Origin of the sequence: Streptomyces sp. NPDC057694, from assembly GCF_042799415.1 — a bacterium.
In the GTDB taxonomy this organism is placed as follows: domain Bacteria; phylum Actinomycetota; class Actinomycetes; order Streptomycetales; family Streptomycetaceae; genus Streptomyces.
In genome coordinates this window covers 133940-153023 of record NZ_JBHVIX010000021.1, presented here as the reverse complement: position 1 = coordinate 153023, position 19084 = coordinate 133940, and the positions used below count along the sequence as shown (strand labels likewise).

The following is a 19084-nucleotide window of genomic DNA, read 5'->3' as shown; positions in this document are numbered from 1 at the left end:
TGTTCCTCTTCTCCACTGCTATTTTGTCTTTCCTCGCCTCCCCCCCCTCCTTGGGAGCGAGCTCCGCTCGCCCAGGGGCGCGGGGAACTGCGCGAGAAGCGGCCACCGGCCGGCGGCTGACGCGCAGCGTGTCGCTTCAGGGCATGGGGAACTGTGGACCTCCCCACACTCTCCCGTCCCAGGTCAACAGCAAGTTGACGCGCCTTCGCGGAGCGTGGTGCACTTCCCACGCCATATACGGCAGCAGGTGAGGAAGCCGGTGCGAATCCGGCGCGGTCCCGCCACTGTGAGCCCCCGAGTGTTCGGGAGCGAGCCAGGAACTCCCGCTGCCGGTCTCGTCGAACCAGGGCGTGGACACCCTGAGTGAGGACAACTACCGCCATGTTCGCCCTGCGCGGCGTCAGGCGGCCCGAGCGCGTGTTCGCGTACGGGGCCGCCGCCGGACTGTTGAGTGATCTGCTGGTCGGCGATCCGCGCCGTGGGCACCCCGTCGCCGGGTTCGGGCGGGCCGCGGGCGCCGTCGAGCGGGTGCTGTGGCGGGACCATCGCGGCTGGGGCGCGCTGCACACGCTGGTCTGCGCCGGTGGCGCCGCCGCCGTGGGAGCCGCCGCCACTTGTGCCGTACGCCGCTCCCCCGCCGCCGCCGTCACGCTGACGGCCGCCGCGACCTGGGCCGTGGTCGGCGGGACCTCGCTGGGCCGGGAGGCGCGGGCGATCGGCTCCGCGCTGGAGGCCGGGGACGTCGAACTGGCCCGGGAGTTGCTGCCGCGGCTGTGCGGGCGCGACCCGCAGGGCCTGGACGCGGACGGGATCGCCCGGGGCGTCGTCGAGTCGGTCGCCGAGAACACCTCCGACGCCGTGGTGGGCGCCCTGGTGTGGGGCGCCGTCGGCGGGGTGCCGGGGCTGCTCGCCTTCCGCGCCGTGAACACGCTCGACGCGATGGTCGGGCACAAATCCGTGAAGTACCGCCGGTTCGGCTGGGCCGCGGCGCGCCTCGACGACGTCGCGGGCTGGCCGGGGGCCCGGCTCACCGGCGCACTCGCCGTCCTCGCCGGCGGCCGGCCGCGGGCCGCGCTGGCCGCGTGGCGCGCGGACGCCGGGCAGCATCCCAGCCCCAACGCCGGGGTCGTCGAGGCCTCCTTCGCGGGGGCGCTCGGGGTACGGCTCGGCGGCACGTTGTCGTACGCGGGACGGGTCGAGCACCGGCCCGTGCTGAACGCGGCGGGGCAGGCGGTCCGGGTGGCCGATGTGGAACGGGCCGCGCGGTTGTCGCGGCGGGTGAGTGTGCTGGCGCTGGGAGTCTGTGTGGGCGGGCGGTTGCTGTGGAGTCGTCGATGAACCGGGGCGGGCTGCTCGTGGCGGGCACCACCTCCGACGCGGGAAAGAGTGTCGTCACCGCCGGGATCTGCCGGTGGCTGGTGCGGCAGGGCGTGAAGGTCGCGCCGTTCAAGGGGCAGAACATGTCCCTCAATTCGTTCGTCACCCGCGAGGGCGCCGAGATCGGCCGGGCGCAGGCGATGCAGGCGCAGGCCGCCCGCGTCGAGCCGACCGCGCTGATGAACCCGGTGCTGCTCAAGCCCGGCAGCGACCGCAGCAGCCAGGTGGTGCTGATGGGCAAGCCGGTGGGCGAGATGAGCGCGCGCGGCTATCACGGGTCGCGTCAGGGCGCGTTGCTCGACACCGTGGTGGGGTGCCTGGAGGAACTCCGGGGCAGTCATGATGCCGTGATCTGTGAAGGGGCGGGCTCTCCCGCCGAGATCAATCTGCGGCGCACCGACATCGTGAACATGGGCGTCGCGCGGGCCGCGCGGCTGCCGGTGCTCGTCGTCGGGGACATCGACCGGGGCGGGGTCTTCGCCTCGTTCTTCGGGACGACGGCGCTGCTCGCGCCGGAGGACCAGGAACTGCTCGCCGGGTTCCTGGTGAACAAGTTCCGTGGCGATGTGAGCCTGCTGCAGCCCGGTCTCGACATGCTCAAGTCCCTTACCGGGCGCGACACTTACGGCGTCCTGCCGTATCAGCACGGGCTCGGCATCGACGAGGAGGACGGGCTGCGCGTCTCCCTGCGGGGCACGGTGCGCGAGTCCGTCGTGGCGCCGCCGGCCGGCGCGGACGTGCTGCGGGTCGCGGTGTGCGCGGTGCCGCTGATGTCGAACTTCACCGATGTGGACGCGCTGGCCGCCGAGCCGGGTGTCGTCGTGCGGTTCGTGGACCGGGCCGAGGAACTCGTCGACGCCGACCTGGTGGTGGTGCCGGGCACCCGCGGGACCGTGAAGGCCCTGGAGTGGCTGCACGAGCGCGGGCTCGCTGACGCGCTGGTGCGGCGGGCCGCGGAAGGGCGGCCGGTGCTCGGTATCTGCGGCGGTTTCCAGGTGCTCGGCGAGCGCATCGAGGACGAGGTCGAGTCGCGGGCCGGGGTCGTCGACGGGCTCGGACTGCTGCCCGTACGGGTGCGGTTCGCCGTCGAGAAGACCCTCGCGCGACCGGTCGGCGAGGCGCTGGGCGCGGCCGTCGAGGGGTACGAGATCCATCACGGGGTCGCCGACGTGCTCGGCGGGGAGCCCTTCCTGGACGGGTGCCGGGTGGGGGCCGTGTGGGGCACGCACTGGCACGGGTCGCTGGAGTCGGACGACTTCCGGCGGGCCTTTCTGCGGGAGGTCGCCGCGGCGGCCGGGCGGCGGTTCGTGGCGGCGCCGGACACGTCGTTCGCGGACTTGCGGGAAGAGCAGCTGGATCGGCTCGGGGATCTGATCGAGCGGCATGCCGACACCGATGCGTTGTGGCGGTTGATCGAGGGGGGCGCTCCGGCGGGGTTGCCGTTCGTTCCGCCCGGGGCGCCGTCTTGAGTGCCGGGTGGGGAAGTCGCCCCCGCCGCCCCTTCCCGTCCCGTCCCCGGGGGCTGCGCCCCCCGGATCCCCCACGGTTCGTTCTCGTGTGCGCGTTCGGTGGGGCTTCTCGCGCCCCGCGGCGGAGCCGCAAATCGACACCGCCCCGCGCCCCTTACGGGGCGCTTCAACTCAACGGAGGATCAACGCTGATGGCCGCCCCCTTTCCGTTCACCGCCGTCGTCGGGCAGGACGATCTGCGGCTCGCCCTCCTCCTCAATGCCGTGTCGCCCGCCGTCGGCGGGGTGCTCGTGCGTGGGGAGAAGGGGACTGCCAAGTCCACTGCCGTGCGGGCCCTTTCCGCGCTCATGCCGGGGGTCGATGTCGTCACCGGGTGCCGGTTCTCCTGTGATCCGGCGAGTCCCGATCCGCAGTGCCCCGACGGGCCGCACGACGAGGGCGGTGGGGGCGAACGGCCCGCCCGCATGGTCGAGTTGCCGGTCGGCGCTTCCGAGGACCGGCTCGTCGGTGCGCTCGACATCGAGCGGGCGCTCGCCGAGGGCGTGAAGGCCTTCGAGCCGGGGCTGCTCGCCGACGCGCACCGCGGGATCCTGTACGTGGACGAGGTGAACCTGCTCCACGACCACCTCGTGGACCTGCTGCTCGACGCCGCCGCCATGGGCGCCTCGTACGTCGAGCGCGAGGGCGTCTCCGTACGGCATGCGGCGCGCTTCCTCCTCGTCGGGACCATGAACCCCGAAGAGGGCGAACTGCGGCCGCAGTTGCTCGACCGGTTCGGGCTGACCGTGGAGGTTGCCGCGTCCCGGGAGCCGAAGCAGCGCGTCGAGGTCGTGAAGCGGCGGCTCGCCTACGACGACGCGCCGGACGCCTTCGCCGAGCAGTGGGCCGGCGACGAGGCCGAGGTGCGCGAGCGGATCGTCGCCGCGCGCGCCCTGCTGCCCGAAGTCCGGCTCGGGGACGACGCGTTGACGCAGATCGCGGCGACCTGCGCCGCGTTCGAGGTGGACGGCATGCGGGCCGACATCGTGATGGCGCGGACCGCGACCGCGCTCGCCGCGTGGGCGGGGCGCACCGAGGTGCTGTCGGAGGACGTGCGCCAGGCGGCGCTGCTCGCGCTGCCGCACCGCAGGCGGCGCAACCCGTTCGACGCCCCGGGCCTCGACGAGGACAAGCTCGACGAGACGCTGGACGAGTTCGGCCCCGACCGGCCCGACGACGACCCGGAGCCCGACCCGGAGCCGAACGGGCCGGACAACGACGGTGGCGGCGACGGCGGAGGCGGCGGGGTTCCGCCGCAGGGCGATCCGGCGGACGACGGCGACGCGGCCCAGGAGGAGGCCCCGGCCGAGACGCCCCCCGCGCCCGGCGCCGGTGCGCCCAAGGAGCAGCGGGCGGTGTCGGCCGGCGAGCCGTTCCGTACGAAGATGCTGAGCGTGCCGGGCCTCGGCGAGGGCGCGGCCGGGCGGCGCTCCCGGGCGCGCACCGAGCACGGCCGCACGACCGGCTCCGTACGCCCCCGGGGCACCCTGACCAAGCTGCACCTGGCGGCCACCGTGCAGGCGGCCGCACCGCATCAGCGGGCGCGGGGCCGCAGCGGCCCGGGGCTCGTCGTGCGCCGGGACGATCTGCGGCAGGCGACGCGGGAGGGCCGCGAGGGCAACCTCGTGCTGTTCGTGGTCGACGCCTCCGGTTCGATGGCGGCCCGCAAGCGGATGGGCGCCGTGAAGGGCGCGGTGCTCTCGCTGCTCCTCGACGCCTATCAGCGCCGGGACAAGGTGGGGCTCGTGACCTTCCGGGGCACGGGCGCCGAGGTGGCGCTGCCGCCGACGTCCAGCGTGGACGCCGCCGCGGCCCGCCTCGAAACGCTGCCGACGGGCGGGCGTACGCCGCTGGCCGCCGGGCTGCTCAAGGCGCACGAGGTGCTGCGCGTGGAGCGGCTGCGGGATCCGGCGCGGCGGCCACTGCTCGTCGTCGTGACCGACGGGCGGGCCACCGGTGGCCCGGAGCCGGTGCAGCTGGCCGGGCGCGCGGCCGGGCTGCACGCCGCCGAGGGCACGGCCGCCGTGGTGGTCGACTGCGAGTCGGGCATGGTGCGGCTCGGGCTCGCCGGGCAACTGGCCGGTCGACTCGGCGGCACCGCCGTCACGTTGGACGAGCTGCGGGCGGACGCCATCGCCGGGCTCGTCAAGGACGTACAGGGAATCAACACCACCAGCAGGAGGGCCGCCTGATGCCGCAGGGACAGCCGAGTGTCGTACCGGACGACGGACTGACGACCCGTCAGCGCCGCAACCGTCCGCTGGTGTTCGTGCACACGGGCATCGGCAAGGGCAAGTCGACGGCCGCCTTCGGGCTCGCGCTGCGCGCCTGGAACCAGGGCTGGCCGATCGGGGTGTTCCAGTTCGTCAAGTCGGCGAAGTGGAAGGTCGGCGAGGAGAACGCGCTCAAGGTGCTCGGCGCCTCCGGCGAGGGCGGCACCGTCGACTGGCACAAGATGGGCGAGGGCTGGTCGTGGGTCCAGCGCGACGATCAGGCGGACAACGAGGAGAAGGCCCGCGAGGGCTGGGAGCAGGTCAAGCGGGACCTGGCCGCCGAGACGTACAAGCTCTATGTGCTCGACGAGTTCGCCTACCCGATGCACTGGGGCTGGATCGACGTCGACGAGGTCGTCCAGGTGCTGCGCGACCGGCCCGGCACCCAGCACGTGGTCATCACGGGCCGCAACGCCCCTGAGAAGCTGGTCGAGTTCGCGGATCTCGTGACCGACATGTCGAAGGTGAAGCACCCCATGGACGCGGGTCAGAAGGGCCAGCGAGGCATCGAGTGGTGAGTACGGACGTCCCCCGCCTGGTCGTCGCCGCACCGGCGTCGGGGTCCGGCAAGACGACGGTGGCGACGGGCCTGATGGCCGCGTTCGCCGAGCGCGGCCTCGCCGTCTCCCCGCACAAGGTCGGCCCGGACTACATCGACCCGGGCTACCACGCCCTCGCGACGGGCCGCCCGGGCCGCAACCTGGACGCGTACATGTGCGGGCCCGAGCTGGTCGCCCCGCTGTTCGCGCACGGCGCCGCCGGCTGTGAACTCGCCGTCGTGGAAGGCGTGATGGGCCTCTTCGACGGTGTCTCGGGCGCGGGCGAACTGGCGTCGACGGCGCATGTCGCCAAGCTCCTCAAGGCACCCGTCGTCCTCGTCGTCGACGCGTCGTCGCAGTCCCGGTCGGTGGCGGCGCTGGTGCACGGCTTCGCCTCGTTCGACCCGGAGGTGCGGCTCGCGGGCGTCATCCTCAACAAGGTCGGCTCCGAGCGCCACGAGCAGCTGCTGCGCGAGGCGCTGGAAGAGGTCGGCGTCCCGGTCTACGGCGCCCTCTACCGCACCCCGCAGGTGGCCACCCCGTCCCGCCACCTGGGCCTGGTCCCGGTGGCGGAACGCAGCACGGAGGCCGTCGACTCGGTACGGGCATCGGCGGCGATGGTCAGAGAGGGCTGCGACCTGGAGGGCCTGCTCACTCTGGCCAGGACAGCCCCGCCGCTCCGAACGGAGGCCTGGAGCCCGGTACAGCCAGGGGCGCGGGGAACTGCGCGAGAAGCGGCCACCGGGCCGCACACGCCGACGAAACCCGTCGTGGCAGTGGCGGCAGGCGCGGCCTTCACCTTCTCCTACGCGGAACACACCGAACTCCTGGAGGCGGCCGGCGCGGAGGTGGCAACCTTCGACCCCCTCCACGACGAACACCTCCCGGAGGCCACCGCGGCGCTGGTCATCGGCGGCGGCTTCCCCGAGGTCTACGCCCCCGACCTGTCGGCCAACGAACAGCTCCGCAAGGACGTGGCCACCCTGGCCGCCACCGGCGCCCCGGTGGTCGCCGAATGCGCGGGCCTGCTCTACCTGGCCCGCTCCCTCGACGGCAAGGCGATGTGCGGGGTCCTGGACGCCGACGCCCGGATGACCGGCAGGCTCACGCTCGGCTACCGGGACGCGGTCGCGATCGGCGACAGCGTGCTGGCCCCGGCGGGGACGCGGATGCGCGGCCACGAGTTCCACCGCACCGTCCTCGAACCGGGCGCGGGCCCGGCCCCCGCGTGGGGCATGCGGCTGCCCTCCCCGCGCGTCGAGGGTTTCGTGCAGCAGGGCGTGCACGCCAGCTATCTGCACACGCACTGGGCGGCACTGCCGGACATCGCCCACCGGCTGGTGGAGCGATGTCTGCGGTGAGCGGTGGCCCGGCCCGCGATGTGGGCGGCGGCTCAGCCCGCGATGCCCACCACGAGCCAGATGAAGCCCACGCCGGCCACCGTGCAGGCCAGGGTCGAGCGGGCCGGGTGGTCGTGGTGGGCCTCGGGGAGGATCTCGGCGGCGGCCAGATACAGCAGCACGCCGCCGAAGAAGCCCAGATAGCCTCCGAGCAATTGCTCCGGAATGGTGAACAGCAGCGTCGACGCGGCGCCCACGACCGGGGCCGCCGCGTCGGCGAACAGCATCGTCAGCGCCTTGCGGCGGGCGTTCCCGTACAGCCTGGTGAGCGTGTACGTGTTGAAGCCGTCGGCGAAGTCGTGGGCGATCACCGCGAGCGCCACGGCGAGGCCCATCCCGCCGCCCACCTGGATCGCGGCGCCGATCGCCATGCCGTCCATCAGGCTGTGCCCGACCATCGCGGAGGCGGCCGTCAGGCCGACCTCGGGGACCCGGCCGTCGCCGTGCTCGTCCCCGCCGTGGGCGGCCTGCCGCTGGGCGAGGAGGTGCTCCAGGACGTGCGCGCCGAGGAATCCGGCGACGAACAGCAGCAGCGCCGCGGGGACGCCGAAGACCGGCCCGCCCGCCGCTTCGAGGGCCTCCGGCAGCAGGTCGAGACCGACCACGCCGAGCATGAGACCACCCGCGAGCCCGAGCACCAGATGGCGTCGGTCGGTGACCCTTTGCGCGGTCCAGCCGCCGATCAGGGTCATCAGGAAGGCGCCGAGCGCCACGAACACCGCCATAAGCCCTTGCTAACTCATCCGACCCCCGCGTCGCACATCATGACCTGCGGCCCGGACCGGGTCGTCGGCGGGGTCGGGGCGCGGGCCGGAGTCACCGCCGACGAGGTGCTTTCCCTGGTCGGAGAGGTGCTGGCCGAGGCCGGGGCCGGTCCCGGCGCGCTGACCGCGCTCGCGACGGTCGAGGCGAAGGGGCGCGAGCCGGGGATCGTGCGGGCCGCCGCGCTGCTCGGGGTGCCGCTCGTGACGTATCCGGCGGCGCGGCTGGCCGCCGTACCGGTGCCGCACCCTTCCGAGGGCGTGCGCGGCGCCGTGGGCACGCCGTCCGTGGCCGAGGCGGCCGCGCTCGCCGCCGGGGGTGAGCTGCTCGTCCCCAAGAGAACGGCGCGCGGCGCCGACGGAGGGCGCGGGAGAGTGACGTTCGCGCTGGCGCGCGCCGGGTAGGGTCCGGACCCTCCTCCCCGCACACCCTGTCCGTACCCCGCTAGGAGTCCGTCCCGTGCACACCCCTCCCCCGGCCCTGCTCGCCGCGCTCGCGGCGCGGCTCGACGAATCCGCCGGCCCCGGCACCGGCGCCCGCACCCCGCACGACCGGGCCGACGTGACCGTGCTGCTCGTCGGACCCGGTTCGCCCGACTCCGCCGTGAACGCCGAACTGGTCGCCACCGCGCGGCTGTTGTGGGAGGGCAGCGGTTACGCGGGTGTGGAGCCGGCGTTCGTGTCGGGCGCCGCGCCCGATGTGCCGGCGGGGCTCGACCGCTGTACGGCGCTCGGGGCGCGGCGCATCGTCCTGCTGCCGTACGAGGCGTCGGTGGCGGGACGCTGCGGGGCCCAGGCCGAGGGGTGGAGCGCCGCGCATCCGGAGGTGACGGTGGTGCGGGCCGAGGCGCCGGAAGTACCGGTCGCCGATGGGGACGGGCCCGATCTGCGGCATCACGGGGACGCCGAAGTCCGCGACGACGGCGAGAAGTTGACGGATCTCGCGGTGAACGTCCGCACGGGCACGCCGCCGCTGTGGCTGCGGGAGCACATCGGCGCCTCCCTCGAGGGGCTCGCCGCCTATCCGGACGGCCGGGCGGCGCGGGCGGCGGTCGCGGCGCGGCACGGGGTTCCGGTGGAGCGGGTGCTGCTGACGTCGGGCGCGGCCGAGGCGTTCGTGCTGCTGGCGCGGGCGCTCGGGGCGCGGCGGCCCGTGGTGGTCCATCCGCAGTTCACGGAGCCGGAGGCGGCGCTGCGGGACGCGGGGCACGCGGTGCGCCGGGTGCTGTTGCCGGAGGAGGACGGGTTCCGGCTCGATCCGCGACTGGTGCCGGGCGACGCGGATCTCGTCGTGGTCGGCAATCCGACCAATCCGACGTCGGTGCTGCATCCCGCCGAGACCGTGGCGCGGCTGGCGCGGCCCGGACGGGTGCTCGTCGTGGACGAGGCGTTCATGGACGCGGTGCCGGGCGAGCGGGAGTCCCTTGCCGGGCGGACGGACGTGCCGGGTCTCGTGGTGCTGCGGAGCCTGACGAAGACGTGGGGGCTCGCGGGGCTGCGCATCGGGTACGTGCTGGCCGCGCCGGACGTCGTGGCGGCGCTGGAGCGGGCCCAGCCGCTGTGGCCGGTGTCGTCGCCGGCGCTCGTCGCGGCCGAGGCGTGCGTGTCGGCCCGCGGGGTCGCGGAGGCCGAGGAAGCGGCCCGGGACATCGCCGACGACCGGGCTCATCTGACGGAACTGCTCGGGGAGTTGGCGGAGTTCGGGGTGCGCGTGGCCGGGCCCGCGCAGGGGCCCTTCCTCCTGGTCCGGGTGCCGGACGCCGCCGGGGTGCGGGAGCGGCTGCGGGCGGCAGGGTTCGCGGTGCGGCGCGGCGACACGTTCCCCGGGCTCGGGCGGGACTGGGTGCGGGTGGCCGTGCGGGACCGGCGGACCGGCGCGGCGTTCGTCGCCGCGCTGCGGGAGATTCTGGCCGCGGGATAGCCGCGCTGCGGGAGAGTGCGGCCGCGGGAGAGTGCGGCCGCGGGACGAGGGTCACGCCGAGAGGGCGGTCCCGGTGTGCTCCGGGGCCGCCCGACACTGCGGCGCTGAAGGCCCTCGGAGGGCCTTCAGCGCGGCGGGTGCTACGCCCGCGAACGTCCCCTGCGCGCCATCGCGACCGCGCCGCCGCCCGCGACGAGCAGGACGATCGCGCCGCCCGCGATGTACGGCGTGTTCGAGTTGCCGCCGGTCTCCGCCAGGTCGGCCTTGGTCTCCGTCTTGGCCGCCGCCTTGGGCTCGGTCTTCTCCTCGACCGGTGCCGCCGCCACGGGCTTGTCCGGCTTGCCGCCCTGCGGCTTCGGGTCCGCCGGGGCCGCCTTGGGCGCCGTGCAGGTGGCGCCGGCGAGGGTGACCTCGCCGTTGACCTCCGCGACGTTCAGCTTCAGCGGGTTCACCGAGACCTTGAGGTGCAGGGCCGAGGCGGCCGCGGTGGTCGACGTGGTGGAGGTCTCGGACAGGGCGAGGGAGACCTCGCCGATCTGCGGGACCTCGACGCGGGTCGTGCCGCCCGTCGTCAGGGTGACCTTCTTGCCGAGCACGGTGACCGATCCGAGCAGGTTCGACTCCGCGACCGGCTTCTTGCCCGCCTCGCACCGCGCCTTGGACGTGACCTGGTCGACCTCGATGAGCGAGAGCAGGGGCAGACCGGGGACGTGGACCTTGGCGTGGACGAGCTGGGTGAAGCCCTCCGCCTTCTTGTCGTCCACGGTGGCCCGGGCCTTGGCCACGTCGGCGCGCAGCACGCTGAACGGCTGCCCGCCGTCGACTCCGTCGAGGCGTGCGGACAGCGCGGTCTTCTCGGCGCTCGCGGGGGCCTGCACCTCGTTGAGCGCGAGCCTCAGCGGGACGTTCACCGTCTTGTTGAGGAGCGAGACGTCCAGGCCCGTGCGCAGGACGACCGCGCCGGCCTTGCCGCCGTGGTCGCCCGTGGCCGCCGCCGGGCCCGCTGTCGCAAGCACGGCGGGTCCGGCGGCGAGGACGGCGGCGGTGGCCGTGACGGCGAGACGGCGGGTACGGCGGGACACGGTGTTGCTGGTGCTGGACATGCTGGAAAGACCCCCCAGGGGTGGGACGCTACGGAAACGGGACGTGATGCCGGCGGCGGGGTGGGGCGGGACGTGTCACGGGGACATCGCACGGCACCGCCCACGGTGGGGACCGATGGTCGACCGGCCGCCGGTCACCGTCGCCGACGAAGGAATCTTTACGCACTGAGAGTGAACAAGCAGCAACCAGGCGTGAGTTCACTCCAAAGGGGGGTTTCCGTGCAGGTCTTCGAATCTGCTGGCGCTGTTGTTCCCTGGTGTCCCTCTTGTCGCCCGTCGTCGCCCGTGCGCCGGAGATCCGCCGGTTGACAGCGCGGGCGCAGCCGAGTTGTGTGCAACGAGCAGCCTGATCGGCAGGTCACGCTGTGTGTCAACCGTCGTCCTGGAGCGAGGAGTTCCATGCCGCGCAACGTGGTCCTGATCACCGCCGACCAGTGGCGCGGGGACTGCCTGTCGGGCGCGGGGCACACGGTCGTCCGTACGCCGTACCTGGATCAGCTCGCGGGGCGCGGCGCCCGGTTCGACCGCGCGTACTCGGCGGTGCCCAGCTGCATCCCGGCGCGGGCCGCGCTGCACACCGGCCTCGCGCAGACCGGGCACGGCCGTACCGGGTATCGGGACGGCGTGCCGTGGGAGTACCCGGTGACGCTCGCGGGCGAGTTCGGGCGGCACGGGTATCAGACCCGGGCGATCGGCAAGCTGCACGCCTACCCGGAGCGCAACCGCATCGGCTTCGACGAAGTGACCCTGCACGACGGGTACTTGCACCAGGCACGGGACCGGCGCGTGGATCCCCGCTTCCACGACGACTACGCGGCCTGGCTGGAGCGGCAGCCCGGCGGCGGTGACTACACGGACCACGGGCTGGACTGCAACAGCGTGGTGGCGCGGCCCTGGGCCCGCGACGAGCGGCTGCACCCGACGAACTGGGTGGTGAGCGAAGCCGTCGACTTCCTGTACCGCCGCGACCCGACGGCCCCCTTCCTGCTGCACCTCTCCTTCCACCGCCCGCACCCGCCGTACGACCCGCCCGCCTGGGCCTTCGAGCAGTACCTGGACGCGCCGCCGTACGAACCGGCCGTCGGTGACTGGGCGGACGGCCTGGAGAAGTGGCGGGACGACAGCCGCGCCGACGCCAACTACGCCTCGTTCGAAGCCCGTACGGTCCATCGCGCCCGGGCCGGCTACTACGGTCACATGTCCCACATCGACCAGCAGATCAACCGGTTCGTCCAAGCGCTCGGCGAGTTCGGGCTCGCCGACGACACCTGGATCTGCTTCACCTCGGACCACGGCGAGATGCTGGGCGAGCACCGGTTGTGGCGCAAGGCGTATCCGTACGAGGGGTCGGCGCGGGTTCCGCTGATCCTTTCGGGGCCGCGCGGGGTGCTGCCCGGCGGGACCGTGGTGGGGTCCGAGGTCGTGGCCGAACTCCGGGACGTCATGCCTACGTTGCTGGACTGTGCGGGTCTTGAGGTGCCGGGCGGGCTCGACGGGCGCAGCCTGCTTCCGGCGGCTCGCGGCGAAGAACTCCGTTCCCCGCGCCCGTACTTGCACGGTGAGCACGTTCTCTTCGGTGAGTCGCTGCAGTGGCTGACGGACGGGCACGCCAAGTACGTCTGGTTCTCGGGCTCGGGCCGCGAGCAGCTCTTCGATCTGGACGCCGATCCCGGAGAACTCCACGATCTGGCTCCGGCCGCCCCGGCCTCGCTCACCGACTGGCGCTCCCGCCTCATCACCGAGCTGACCGGTCGCCCCGAGGCCTACGTGCCGGACGCCACCCTGGTCCCGGGCCGCCCTCCGATGGACCTCCTGCCACGTCACTGATCGCCCGCAGCTCTCGTCGTGGCTGGTCGCGCAGTTCCCCGCGCCCCTGGGTAGTGATTCGCCCGCGGCCCGGTGGCCGCTTCTCGCGCAGTTCCCCGCGCCCCTGAGATGCGCACTTCGTGCGCCATCTCATCAGAGGCGCACCACCCGCCCCTCAGGAGAGGCGCGCCACCTACCCCTCAGGAGAGGCGCACCACCGGCCCTTCATCAGAGGCGCGCGAAGCGCAGCCTCAAGGAGAGGCTGCGCGCAGCGCATGCCTCAGGGGCGCGGGGAACTGCGCGACCAGCCACGACGAGACCCGCACCCGACCACATGGGGCGAGCGCAGCTCGCTTCAGGGGCGCGGGGAACTGCGCGAGAAGCGGCCACCGGCCCGCAGCCGACGACGAGAACCGGACCGCAGCCGCGGGAACGGTCCTAGCCCACCACCCGCCCGCGCAGCACAACGCGTCGCGGCGCCCCCAACACCCCCACATCAGCCCGCGGATCCGCCCCGTACACCACAAGATCCGCCGAGGCCCCCTCCCCGAGCCCAGGACGCCCGAGCCACTCCCGGGCCCCCCACGTCGTCGCCGACAGAGCATCACGCGCCGGAATCCCGGCCCGGACCAGCTCCGCGACCTCGGCGGCCACGAGACCGTGCGCGAGAGAACCCCCGGCGTCGGTGCCGACGTACACGGGAATCCCGGCGTCGTAAGCGGAGCGCACCGTGTCGTAGCGGCGTTCGTACAGCCGCCGTATGTGCGCCGACCAGCGCGGATACTTCTGGTCGCCGCCCGCCGCGAGATCCGGGAACGTGGCGATGTTGACCAGGGTCGGGACGATGGCGACGCCCCGCTCGGCGAAGAGCGGGATCAGCTCGTCGGTGAGGCCGGTGGCGTGCTCGATGCAGTCGATGCCGGCCTCCACCAGATCGCGGAGCGAGTCCTCGGCGAAACAGTGGGCCGTCACCCGGGCCCCGAGCCGATGAGCCTCCGCGATGGCGGCCTCGACCGCGTCGCGCGGCCAGCACGCGCTCAGGTCACCGGTGCCGCGGTCGATCCAGTCGCCGACGAGCTTGACCCAGCCGTCCCCGCGCCGGGCCTCCTGGGCGACGTACGCGACGAGGTCCTCGGGCTCGATCTCGTGGGCGAAGTTCCGGATGTAGCGGCGGGTGCGGGCGATGTGCCGGCCGGCCCGGATGATGCGCGGCAGGTCCTCGCGGTCGTCGACCCAGCGGGTGTCGGAGGGTGAGCCGGCGTCGCGGATCAGGAGCGTGCCCGCGTCGCGGTCGGTGAGGGCTTGCTTCTCGGCGGTCTCGGCGGGGACCGGGCCGTGGGCGTCGAGGCCCACATGACAGTGCGCGTCGACCAGGCCGGGCAGTGCCCAGCCGTCGACCGTGGTCACGTCGAGCCCCGCCGTGCCCGGCCGGTCGTAGGTGATGCGGCCGCCGACCACCCACAGTTCGTCGCGTACGTCGTCGGGCCCGACCAGGACCCGGCCCTTCACGTGCAGCACCCCACGATCGGTCATGGGGAGAAGCCTAGAGGCGCGATGGGTACGCTCGTCATCGGCATCCTGTCCGAACCCGTGAGCGAAGAGAGCACCACCGTGACGCACCCGTTTCTCGATCTGGCCCCGTTGAGCGCCGAGCATTTCGCCTCCATCGAGGACCGTGTGGCCCGGCTGATGGACACGTCCCAGGATGTCGTGATCATGCAGGGCGAGGCGCTGCTGCCGCTGGAGGGCGCGATCCGCGGGACGGCGGCGCCCGGGACCGTCGCGCTGAACGTGATCACCGGCCCGTACGGGCAGACCTTCGGCGACTGGCTGCGCGACTGCGGGGCGACCGTGCACGACCTGGCGGTGCCGTTCCACACCGCCGTCACCGCCGAGCAGGTGCGGGCGGCCCTCGCCGAGCACCCGGAGATCGACTTCGTCTCCCTCGTGCACGCGGAGGCCGCGACCGGCAACACCAACCCCGTCGCCGAGATCGGCGAGGTGGTGCGGGAGCACGGCGCGCTGTTCTATCTGGACGCCGTCGCCTCCATCGCCGCCGAGCCGGTGCTGCCCGACGCGTGGGGCGTGGACCTGTGCGTGATCGGCGCGCAGAAGGCGATGGGCGGCCCGGCCGGTGTCTCGGCGGTGTCGGTGAGCGCCCGCGCCTGGGACCGGATGGCCGCCAACGAGCAGGCGCCGCGCCACTCCTACCTGTCGCTGCTCGACTGGAAGCAGCGGTGGATCGACGGCGGCCGCAAGGCGCTGCTGCACGCGCCCGCGCAGCTGGAGATGCTCGCGCTCGAAGCGTGCGTCGAGCGGATCGAGAGCGAGGGGCTCGACGCGCTGATGGCGCGGCACGCGAGCGCCGCGGCCGCCACCCGTGCCGGGACGCTGGCCCTGGGCGGCGGCCTGGAGCCGTACGTCCACGAGGCGCGGGACGCCGCCCCGGTCGCCACGACGCTGCGGGCGCCCGAGGGCATCGACGCCCGCGAGCTGGTCGCGAAGGCCCTCGCCGCGGACCCGGTGCTGCCGCTGGTCGCGGGCGGCGGGGCCCTCGCCGAGGAGATGATCCGCGTCAACCACTACGGCCCGCAGGCCACGCGCGGTGTCGTGCAGTCCTCGCTGGCCGCGCTCGGCGGGGCGCTCGCGGAGGCCGGCGCCACGGTGGACCTGGAGGGTGCGCGCAAGGCGGTCGCGGCCGCCTGGAAGTAATCCTCCCCCGCACGCAGCAGCAGCGCCGCCCTTTCCCAGGGCGGCGCTTTTCTTTATTCTTCTCCAACACAATTCTCAGGGAAATATCGGAGTAGCTTCCCGTATTACTTCTGCCCGCTTTTCCCGGGCGTAAACACTAAGGTTTCAACAACGGGAAGCGACGTAATTCGGGCGGGTACCGAAGCAGTTACAACGTTGTGACGTACTCCACAAGGGCAGCATTTTGCCCCTTATGATCGCCTCAAACCGCCATATTACGCGTCCGGTTCATGCGCGCACCCACCCGCGCGCGGTAACACAGATCAGCCCAGCACGTAACCCCTGCCTCGGATGCAATCCAAAAAATAGGCCGGTAAATTCAATTTGCATGACCGCCGCTCAAGCGCAATTCCAGCTCGACCATCCAGGCGTCGCCGACGGCGCTGCGATCTGGCGTATCGCACGTGACTCGAAGGTGCTCGACCTCAACTCCTCGTACAGCTACCTGCTGTGGTGCCGCGACTTCGCCGCCACTTCCGTGGTGGCCCGCGACGAGCGGGGCGAGGTCGCCGGCTTCGTCACCGGCTACATCCGGCCGGAGCGCCCCCGCACCCTCGTGGTGTGGCAGGTCGCCGTGGACGAGGCGCACCGCGGGCACGGTCTCGCGGGCGAGCTCCTGGACGGGCTGACGGCCAAGGTCCTGGACGCCGGGCGGCCGGTCAGCACGGTCGAGACCACCATCACCCCGGACAACACCGCGTCGCAGGCGCTGTTCCTGTCCTACGCCCGCCGACACGGCGCCGGCGTGGCACGTGACGTCCTGTTCGACGCGGGCCTGTTCCCGGACGACGGGCACCTGCCCGAGGAGCTGTACCGCATCGGGCCCATCGGCCCCGGCAGCACCCCCGCCTGACCCCGACCCCACCCACTGCGAACCCCCCTCACTCGCTTCCCCAGAGGAGCTATTGCTGTGACCATCACCCAGCCGGACCTGAGCGTCTTCGAGACCCTTGAGTCGGAGGTGCGCAGCTACTGCCGCAGCTGGCCCACCGTCTTCGACCGGGCTCGGGGCAGCCGCATGTACGACGAGGACGGCCACGAGTACCTGGACTTCTTCGCGGGGGCCGGTTCGCTCAACTACGGCCACAACAACCCCGTGCTGAAACGCGCGCTGATCGACTACATCGAGCGCGACGGCGTCACGCACGGCCTCGACATGTCGACGTCGGCCAAGCGCAACTTCCTGGAGTCGTTCCAGAACATCATCCTGCGCCCGCGCGACCTGCCCTACAAGGTCATGTTCCCGGGCCCGACGGGCACCAACGCCGTCGAGTCCGCGCTGAAGCTGGCCCGCAAGGTCAAGGGCCGCGAGTCGATCGTGTCGTTCACGAACGCCTTCCACGGCATGTCGCTCGGCGCGCTCGCGGTGACCGGCAACGCCTTCAAGCGGGCCGGCGCCGGCATCCCGCTGGTGCACGGCACCCCGATGCCGTTCGACAACTACCTCGACGGGCAGACCCCGGACTTCATCTGGTTCGAGCGGCTCCTGGAGGACTCCGGCTCGGGCCTGAACACGCCCGCAGCCGTGATCGTCGAGACGGTCCAGGGCGAGGGCGGCATCAACGTGGCCCGCACCGAGTGGCTGCGCAAGCTCGCCGACGTGTGCAAGCGCTGGGACATGCTGCTGATCGTCGACGACATCCAGATGGGCTGCGGCCGTACCGGTGCCTTCTTCTCCTTCGATGAGGCGGGCATCACACCGGACATCGTGACCGTTTCGAAGTCCATCAGCGGGTACGGACTCCCCATGTCCCTGTGCCTGTTCAAGCCGGAACTCGACGTCTGGGAGCCGGGCGAGCACAACGGCACGTTCCGCGGCAACAACCCCGCGTTCGTGACGGCCGCCGCCGCCCTGGAGACGTACTGGACCGACGGCGCCGCGATGGAGAAGCAGACCCTCGCCCGCGGCGAACAGATCGACCAGGCGCTCAGCGCGCTGCGCGACGAGTTCCCCGAGGAGACCGCCGAGTACCGCGGCCGCGGCCTGGTGTGGGGCCTGGAGTTCCGCGACAAGGAGCGGGCGGGCAAGGTCGCCAAGCGCGCCTTCGAGCTCGGCCTGCTCATCGAGACGTCCGGCCCCGAGAGCGAGGTCGTCAAGCTGCTTCCGGCGCTGACGATCACGCCCGAGGAGCTGGAGGAGGGCCTGCGCACGCTCACCAGGGCTGTGCGCGAAACGGCCTGACACCTATTCAGAAACACTAGAGAGGCAGCAACTCACCGTGATTGTCCGTTCGTTCAAGGAGATCGAGAACACCGACCGGCACATTAAGTCGGCGACCGGTACCTGGGAGAGCAAGCGCATCGTCCTGGCCAAGGAGAAGGTCGGCTTCTCCCTGCACGAGACGATTCTCTACGCTGGCACAGAGACCGACATGTGGTATGCGAACCACATCGAGGCCGTACTGTGTGTGGAGGGCGAGGCCGAGCTCGAGAACCGGGAGACCGGCGAGAAGCACTGGATCGAGCCGGGCACGATGTATCTCCTGAACGGCCACGAGCGCCATACGCTGCGGCCCAAGACGGACTTCCGCTGTGTGTGCGTGTTCAACCCGCCGGTCACCGGACGGGAGGACCACGACGAGAACGGCGTCTACCCGCTGCTGACCGAGGAGGGCTGAGCCGAATGGCCACTGACCTGTACCCGACCCGTGGCGCCTCCGAAGTGGCGGTGCCGCGTGTCGACCCGGTCGTCTGGTCAGCGCCGGGCACGCGCGGTCCGATCCGCGAGTCCGACCTCTCCTCCTTCGAGCAGGACGGCTTCCTCGCGATCGACGAGCTGATCGGCCCGGACGAGATAGGCATCTATCAGGCCGAGTTGAACCGTCTCGTCTCGGACCCGGCGATGCGCGCCGACGAGCGCTCCGTCGTCGAGAAGAAGACGCAGGAGATCCGTTCGGTCTTCGAGATCCACAAGATCAGCGAGGTGTTCGCGAACCTGGTCCGCGACGAGCGGGTCGTGGACCGGGCCCGGCAGATCCTCGGCTCGGACGTCTACGTCCACCAGTCGCGGATCAACGTCAAGCCGGGCTTCGGGGCAAGTGGCTTCTACTGGCACTCGGACTTCGAGACGTGGCACGCCGAGGACGGTCTGGCGAACATGCGCACGGTGTCCGTCTCCATCGCGCTGACGGAGAACTACGACACCAACGGCGGGCTCATGATCATGCCCGGCTCGCACAAGACGTTCCTCGGCTGCGCGGGCGAGACGCCGGAGGACAACTACAAGAAGTCGCTGCAGATGCAGGACGCGGGCATCCCCTCGGACGAGTCGCTGACCAAGTTCGCCGACGCGCACGGCATCAAGCTGTTCACCGGCAGGGCCGGCTCGGCGACCTGGTTCGACTGCAACGCGATGCACGGCTCGGGCGACAACATCACCCCGTTCCCGCGCAGCAATGTCTTCATCGTGTTCAACAGCGTGGAGAACACGGCGGTGGAGCCGTTCGCGGCGCCGATCCGGCGGCCGGACTTCATCGGGGCGCGGGACTTCACTCCGGTGAAGTGATCCTCGTACGCGCGTCAGGCGCATCAGTACGCACATGAGTGGGGGGGGGGGGGGGGGGGGCCCCCCCCCCCCCCCCTTTCCCCCACAGGTTCTCCCGGAGGGGGGGTTGTTTTCTACCTCCCTCCACGCACGAAAGAAGA

General features: G+C 72.3%; 16 protein-coding genes, 1 pseudogene and 1 riboswitch. Of the genes and pseudogenes, 14 read left to right on the top strand and 3 right to left on the bottom strand.

The window, feature by feature from the left end; all coding sequences use genetic code 11:
- Positions 1-249: 249 nt before the first annotated feature.
- A riboswitch (cobalamin riboswitch) is annotated at positions 250-323 on the top strand.
- Between the two features lie 58 nt (positions 324-381).
- The 5 genes from ACFVDP_RS33540 (at position 382) to ACFVDP_RS33520 (ending at position 7058) form a co-directional block, all read left to right on the top strand.
- Complete coding sequence (locus ACFVDP_RS33540; RefSeq protein ID WP_383498008.1) at positions 382-1338, top strand: cobalamin biosynthesis protein; 957 nt, start codon at positions 382-384, stop codon at positions 1336-1338.
- A complete protein-coding gene (locus tag ACFVDP_RS33535) occupies positions 1335-2846 on the top strand; it encodes a cobyric acid synthase (RefSeq protein WP_383498006.1) in 1512 nt (503 codons plus the stop codon). Before ACFVDP_RS33540 ends, ACFVDP_RS33535 begins: the two co-directional genes overlap by 4 nt.
- Before the next feature lie 191 nt (positions 2847-3037).
- Positions 3038-5077 (top strand): putative cobaltochelatase, encoded by a 2040-nt coding sequence (locus ACFVDP_RS33530; protein WP_383498004.1) that lies wholly within the window; start codon positions 3038-3040, stop codon positions 5075-5077.
- Positions 5077-5676 (top strand): cob(I)yrinic acid a,c-diamide adenosyltransferase, encoded by a 600-nt coding sequence (gene cobO / locus ACFVDP_RS33525; protein ID WP_383498002.1) that lies wholly within the window; start codon positions 5077-5079, stop codon positions 5674-5676. The genes ACFVDP_RS33530 and cobO overlap by 1 nt, the downstream gene beginning before the upstream one ends.
- Positions 5670-7058: a cobyrinate a,c-diamide synthase gene (locus ACFVDP_RS33520; RefSeq protein ID WP_383498000.1), complete on the top strand. Its 1389-nt coding sequence runs from the start codon at positions 5670-5672 to the stop codon at positions 7056-7058. Before cobO ends, ACFVDP_RS33520 begins: the two co-directional genes overlap by 7 nt.
- A gap of 32 nt (positions 7059-7090) precedes the next feature.
- Here ACFVDP_RS33520 and ACFVDP_RS33515 read toward each other — a convergent pair whose 3' ends face one another.
- Entirely contained in the window at positions 7091-7822 is a 732-nt protein-coding gene (locus ACFVDP_RS33515; RefSeq protein ID WP_383497998.1) for a ZIP family metal transporter, read from the bottom strand.
- 39 nt (positions 7823-7861) lie between these two features.
- Between ACFVDP_RS33515 and ACFVDP_RS33510 the strand changes: the two genes are divergently transcribed.
- From ACFVDP_RS33510 to cobC, 3 genes and pseudogenes are all read left to right on the top strand, one after another.
- The gene (locus tag ACFVDP_RS33510; RefSeq protein WP_383497996.1) at positions 7862-8263 is read left to right on the top strand and encodes a cobalamin biosynthesis protein; all 402 of its coding nucleotides are present in this window, start codon (positions 7862-7864) and stop codon (positions 8261-8263) included.
- Between the two features lie 55 nt (positions 8264-8318).
- Positions 8319-8561: pseudogene (locus ACFVDP_RS33505) on the top strand (hypothetical protein); the annotation flags it as partial.
- Between the two features lie 132 nt (positions 8562-8693).
- Positions 8694-9779, top strand: coding sequence for an Rv2231c family pyridoxal phosphate-dependent protein CobC (cobC, locus tag ACFVDP_RS33500; protein WP_383498024.1), 1086 nt, complete (start codon positions 8694-8696; stop codon positions 9777-9779).
- Between the two features lie 140 nt (positions 9780-9919).
- On the opposite strand, the gene ACFVDP_RS33495 is transcribed toward cobC, so the two are convergent.
- A complete protein-coding gene (locus ACFVDP_RS33495; RefSeq protein WP_383497994.1) occupies positions 9920-10882 on the bottom strand; it encodes an SCO1860 family LAETG-anchored protein in 963 nt (320 codons plus the stop codon).
- 399 nt (positions 10883-11281) lie between these two features.
- On the opposite strand from ACFVDP_RS33495, the gene ACFVDP_RS33490 reads away from it, so the two are divergent.
- A complete protein-coding gene (locus ACFVDP_RS33490; protein ID WP_383497992.1) occupies positions 11282-12709 on the top strand; it encodes an arylsulfatase in 1428 nt (475 codons plus the stop codon).
- 417 nt (positions 12710-13126) lie between these two features.
- On the opposite strand, the gene ACFVDP_RS33485 is transcribed toward ACFVDP_RS33490, so the two are convergent.
- Positions 13127-14221 carry an amidohydrolase family protein gene (locus ACFVDP_RS33485; RefSeq protein ID WP_383497990.1) on the bottom strand — a complete coding sequence of 365 codons (1095 nt, stop codon included), beginning with the start codon at positions 14219-14221 and terminating at the stop codon, positions 13127-13129.
- 78 nt (positions 14222-14299) lie between these two features.
- Between ACFVDP_RS33485 and ACFVDP_RS33480 the strand changes: the two genes are divergently transcribed.
- The 5 genes from ACFVDP_RS33480 to thpD all read left to right on the top strand — a co-directional run bounded on the left by ACFVDP_RS33480 (position 14300) and on the right by thpD (position 18944).
- On the top strand, positions 14300-15400 hold the full coding sequence (locus ACFVDP_RS33480; protein ID WP_383498022.1) for a pyridoxal-phosphate-dependent aminotransferase family protein: 1101 nt from the start codon (positions 14300-14302) through the stop codon (positions 15398-15400).
- 367 nt (positions 15401-15767) lie between these two features.
- Positions 15768-16292 (top strand): diaminobutyrate acetyltransferase, encoded by a 525-nt coding sequence (ectA, locus tag ACFVDP_RS33475; protein ID WP_383497988.1) that lies wholly within the window; start codon positions 15768-15770, stop codon positions 16290-16292.
- Positions 16293-16349: 57 nt separating this feature from the next.
- Positions 16350-17621, top strand: coding sequence for a diaminobutyrate--2-oxoglutarate transaminase (ectB, locus tag ACFVDP_RS33470; RefSeq protein WP_383497986.1), 1272 nt, complete (start codon positions 16350-16352; stop codon positions 17619-17621).
- Between the two features lie 37 nt (positions 17622-17658).
- On the top strand, positions 17659-18057 hold the full coding sequence (locus ACFVDP_RS33465; RefSeq protein WP_018533388.1) for an ectoine synthase: 399 nt from the start codon (positions 17659-17661) through the stop codon (positions 18055-18057).
- 5 nt (positions 18058-18062) lie between these two features.
- Entirely contained in the window at positions 18063-18944 is an 882-nt protein-coding gene (thpD, locus tag ACFVDP_RS33460) for an ectoine hydroxylase (RefSeq protein ID WP_383497983.1), read from the top strand.
- Positions 18945-19084 lie beyond the last annotated feature (140 nt).

Excerpts from the sequence above, each read along its gene's own strand:
- ACFVDP_RS33530 (WP_383498004.1), top strand. The coding sequence starts at position 3,038 with ATGGCCGCCCCCTTTCCGTTCACCGCCGTCGTCGGGCAGGACGATCTG.
- ACFVDP_RS33510 (WP_383497996.1), top strand. The coding sequence starts at position 7,862 with ATGACCTGCGGCCCGGACCGGGTCGTCGGCGGGGTCGGGGCGCGGGCC.
- ACFVDP_RS33490 (WP_383497992.1), top strand. The coding sequence starts at position 11,282 with ATGCCGCGCAACGTGGTCCTGATCACCGCCGACCAGTGGCGCGGGGAC.
- ACFVDP_RS33515 (WP_383497998.1), bottom strand. The coding sequence starts at position 7,822 with ATGGCGGTGTTCGTGGCGCTCGGCGCCTTCCTGATGACCCTGATCGGC.
- thpD (WP_383497983.1), top strand. The coding sequence starts at position 18,063 with ATGGCCACTGACCTGTACCCGACCCGTGGCGCCTCCGAAGTGGCGGTG.
- ACFVDP_RS33485 (WP_383497990.1), bottom strand. The coding sequence starts at position 14,221 with ATGACCGATCGTGGGGTGCTGCACGTGAAGGGCCGGGTCCTGGTCGGG.
- ACFVDP_RS33535 (WP_383498006.1), top strand. The coding sequence starts at position 1,335 with ATGAACCGGGGCGGGCTGCTCGTGGCGGGCACCACCTCCGACGCGGGA.
- cobO (WP_383498002.1), top strand. The coding sequence starts at position 5,077 with ATGCCGCAGGGACAGCCGAGTGTCGTACCGGACGACGGACTGACGACC.
- ACFVDP_RS33495 (WP_383497994.1), bottom strand. The coding sequence starts at position 10,882 with ATGTCCAGCACCAGCAACACCGTGTCCCGCCGTACCCGCCGTCTCGCC.
- ACFVDP_RS33540 (WP_383498008.1), top strand. The coding sequence starts at position 382 with ATGTTCGCCCTGCGCGGCGTCAGGCGGCCCGAGCGCGTGTTCGCGTAC.
- ectA (WP_383497988.1), top strand. The coding sequence starts at position 15,768 with ATGACCGCCGCTCAAGCGCAATTCCAGCTCGACCATCCAGGCGTCGCC.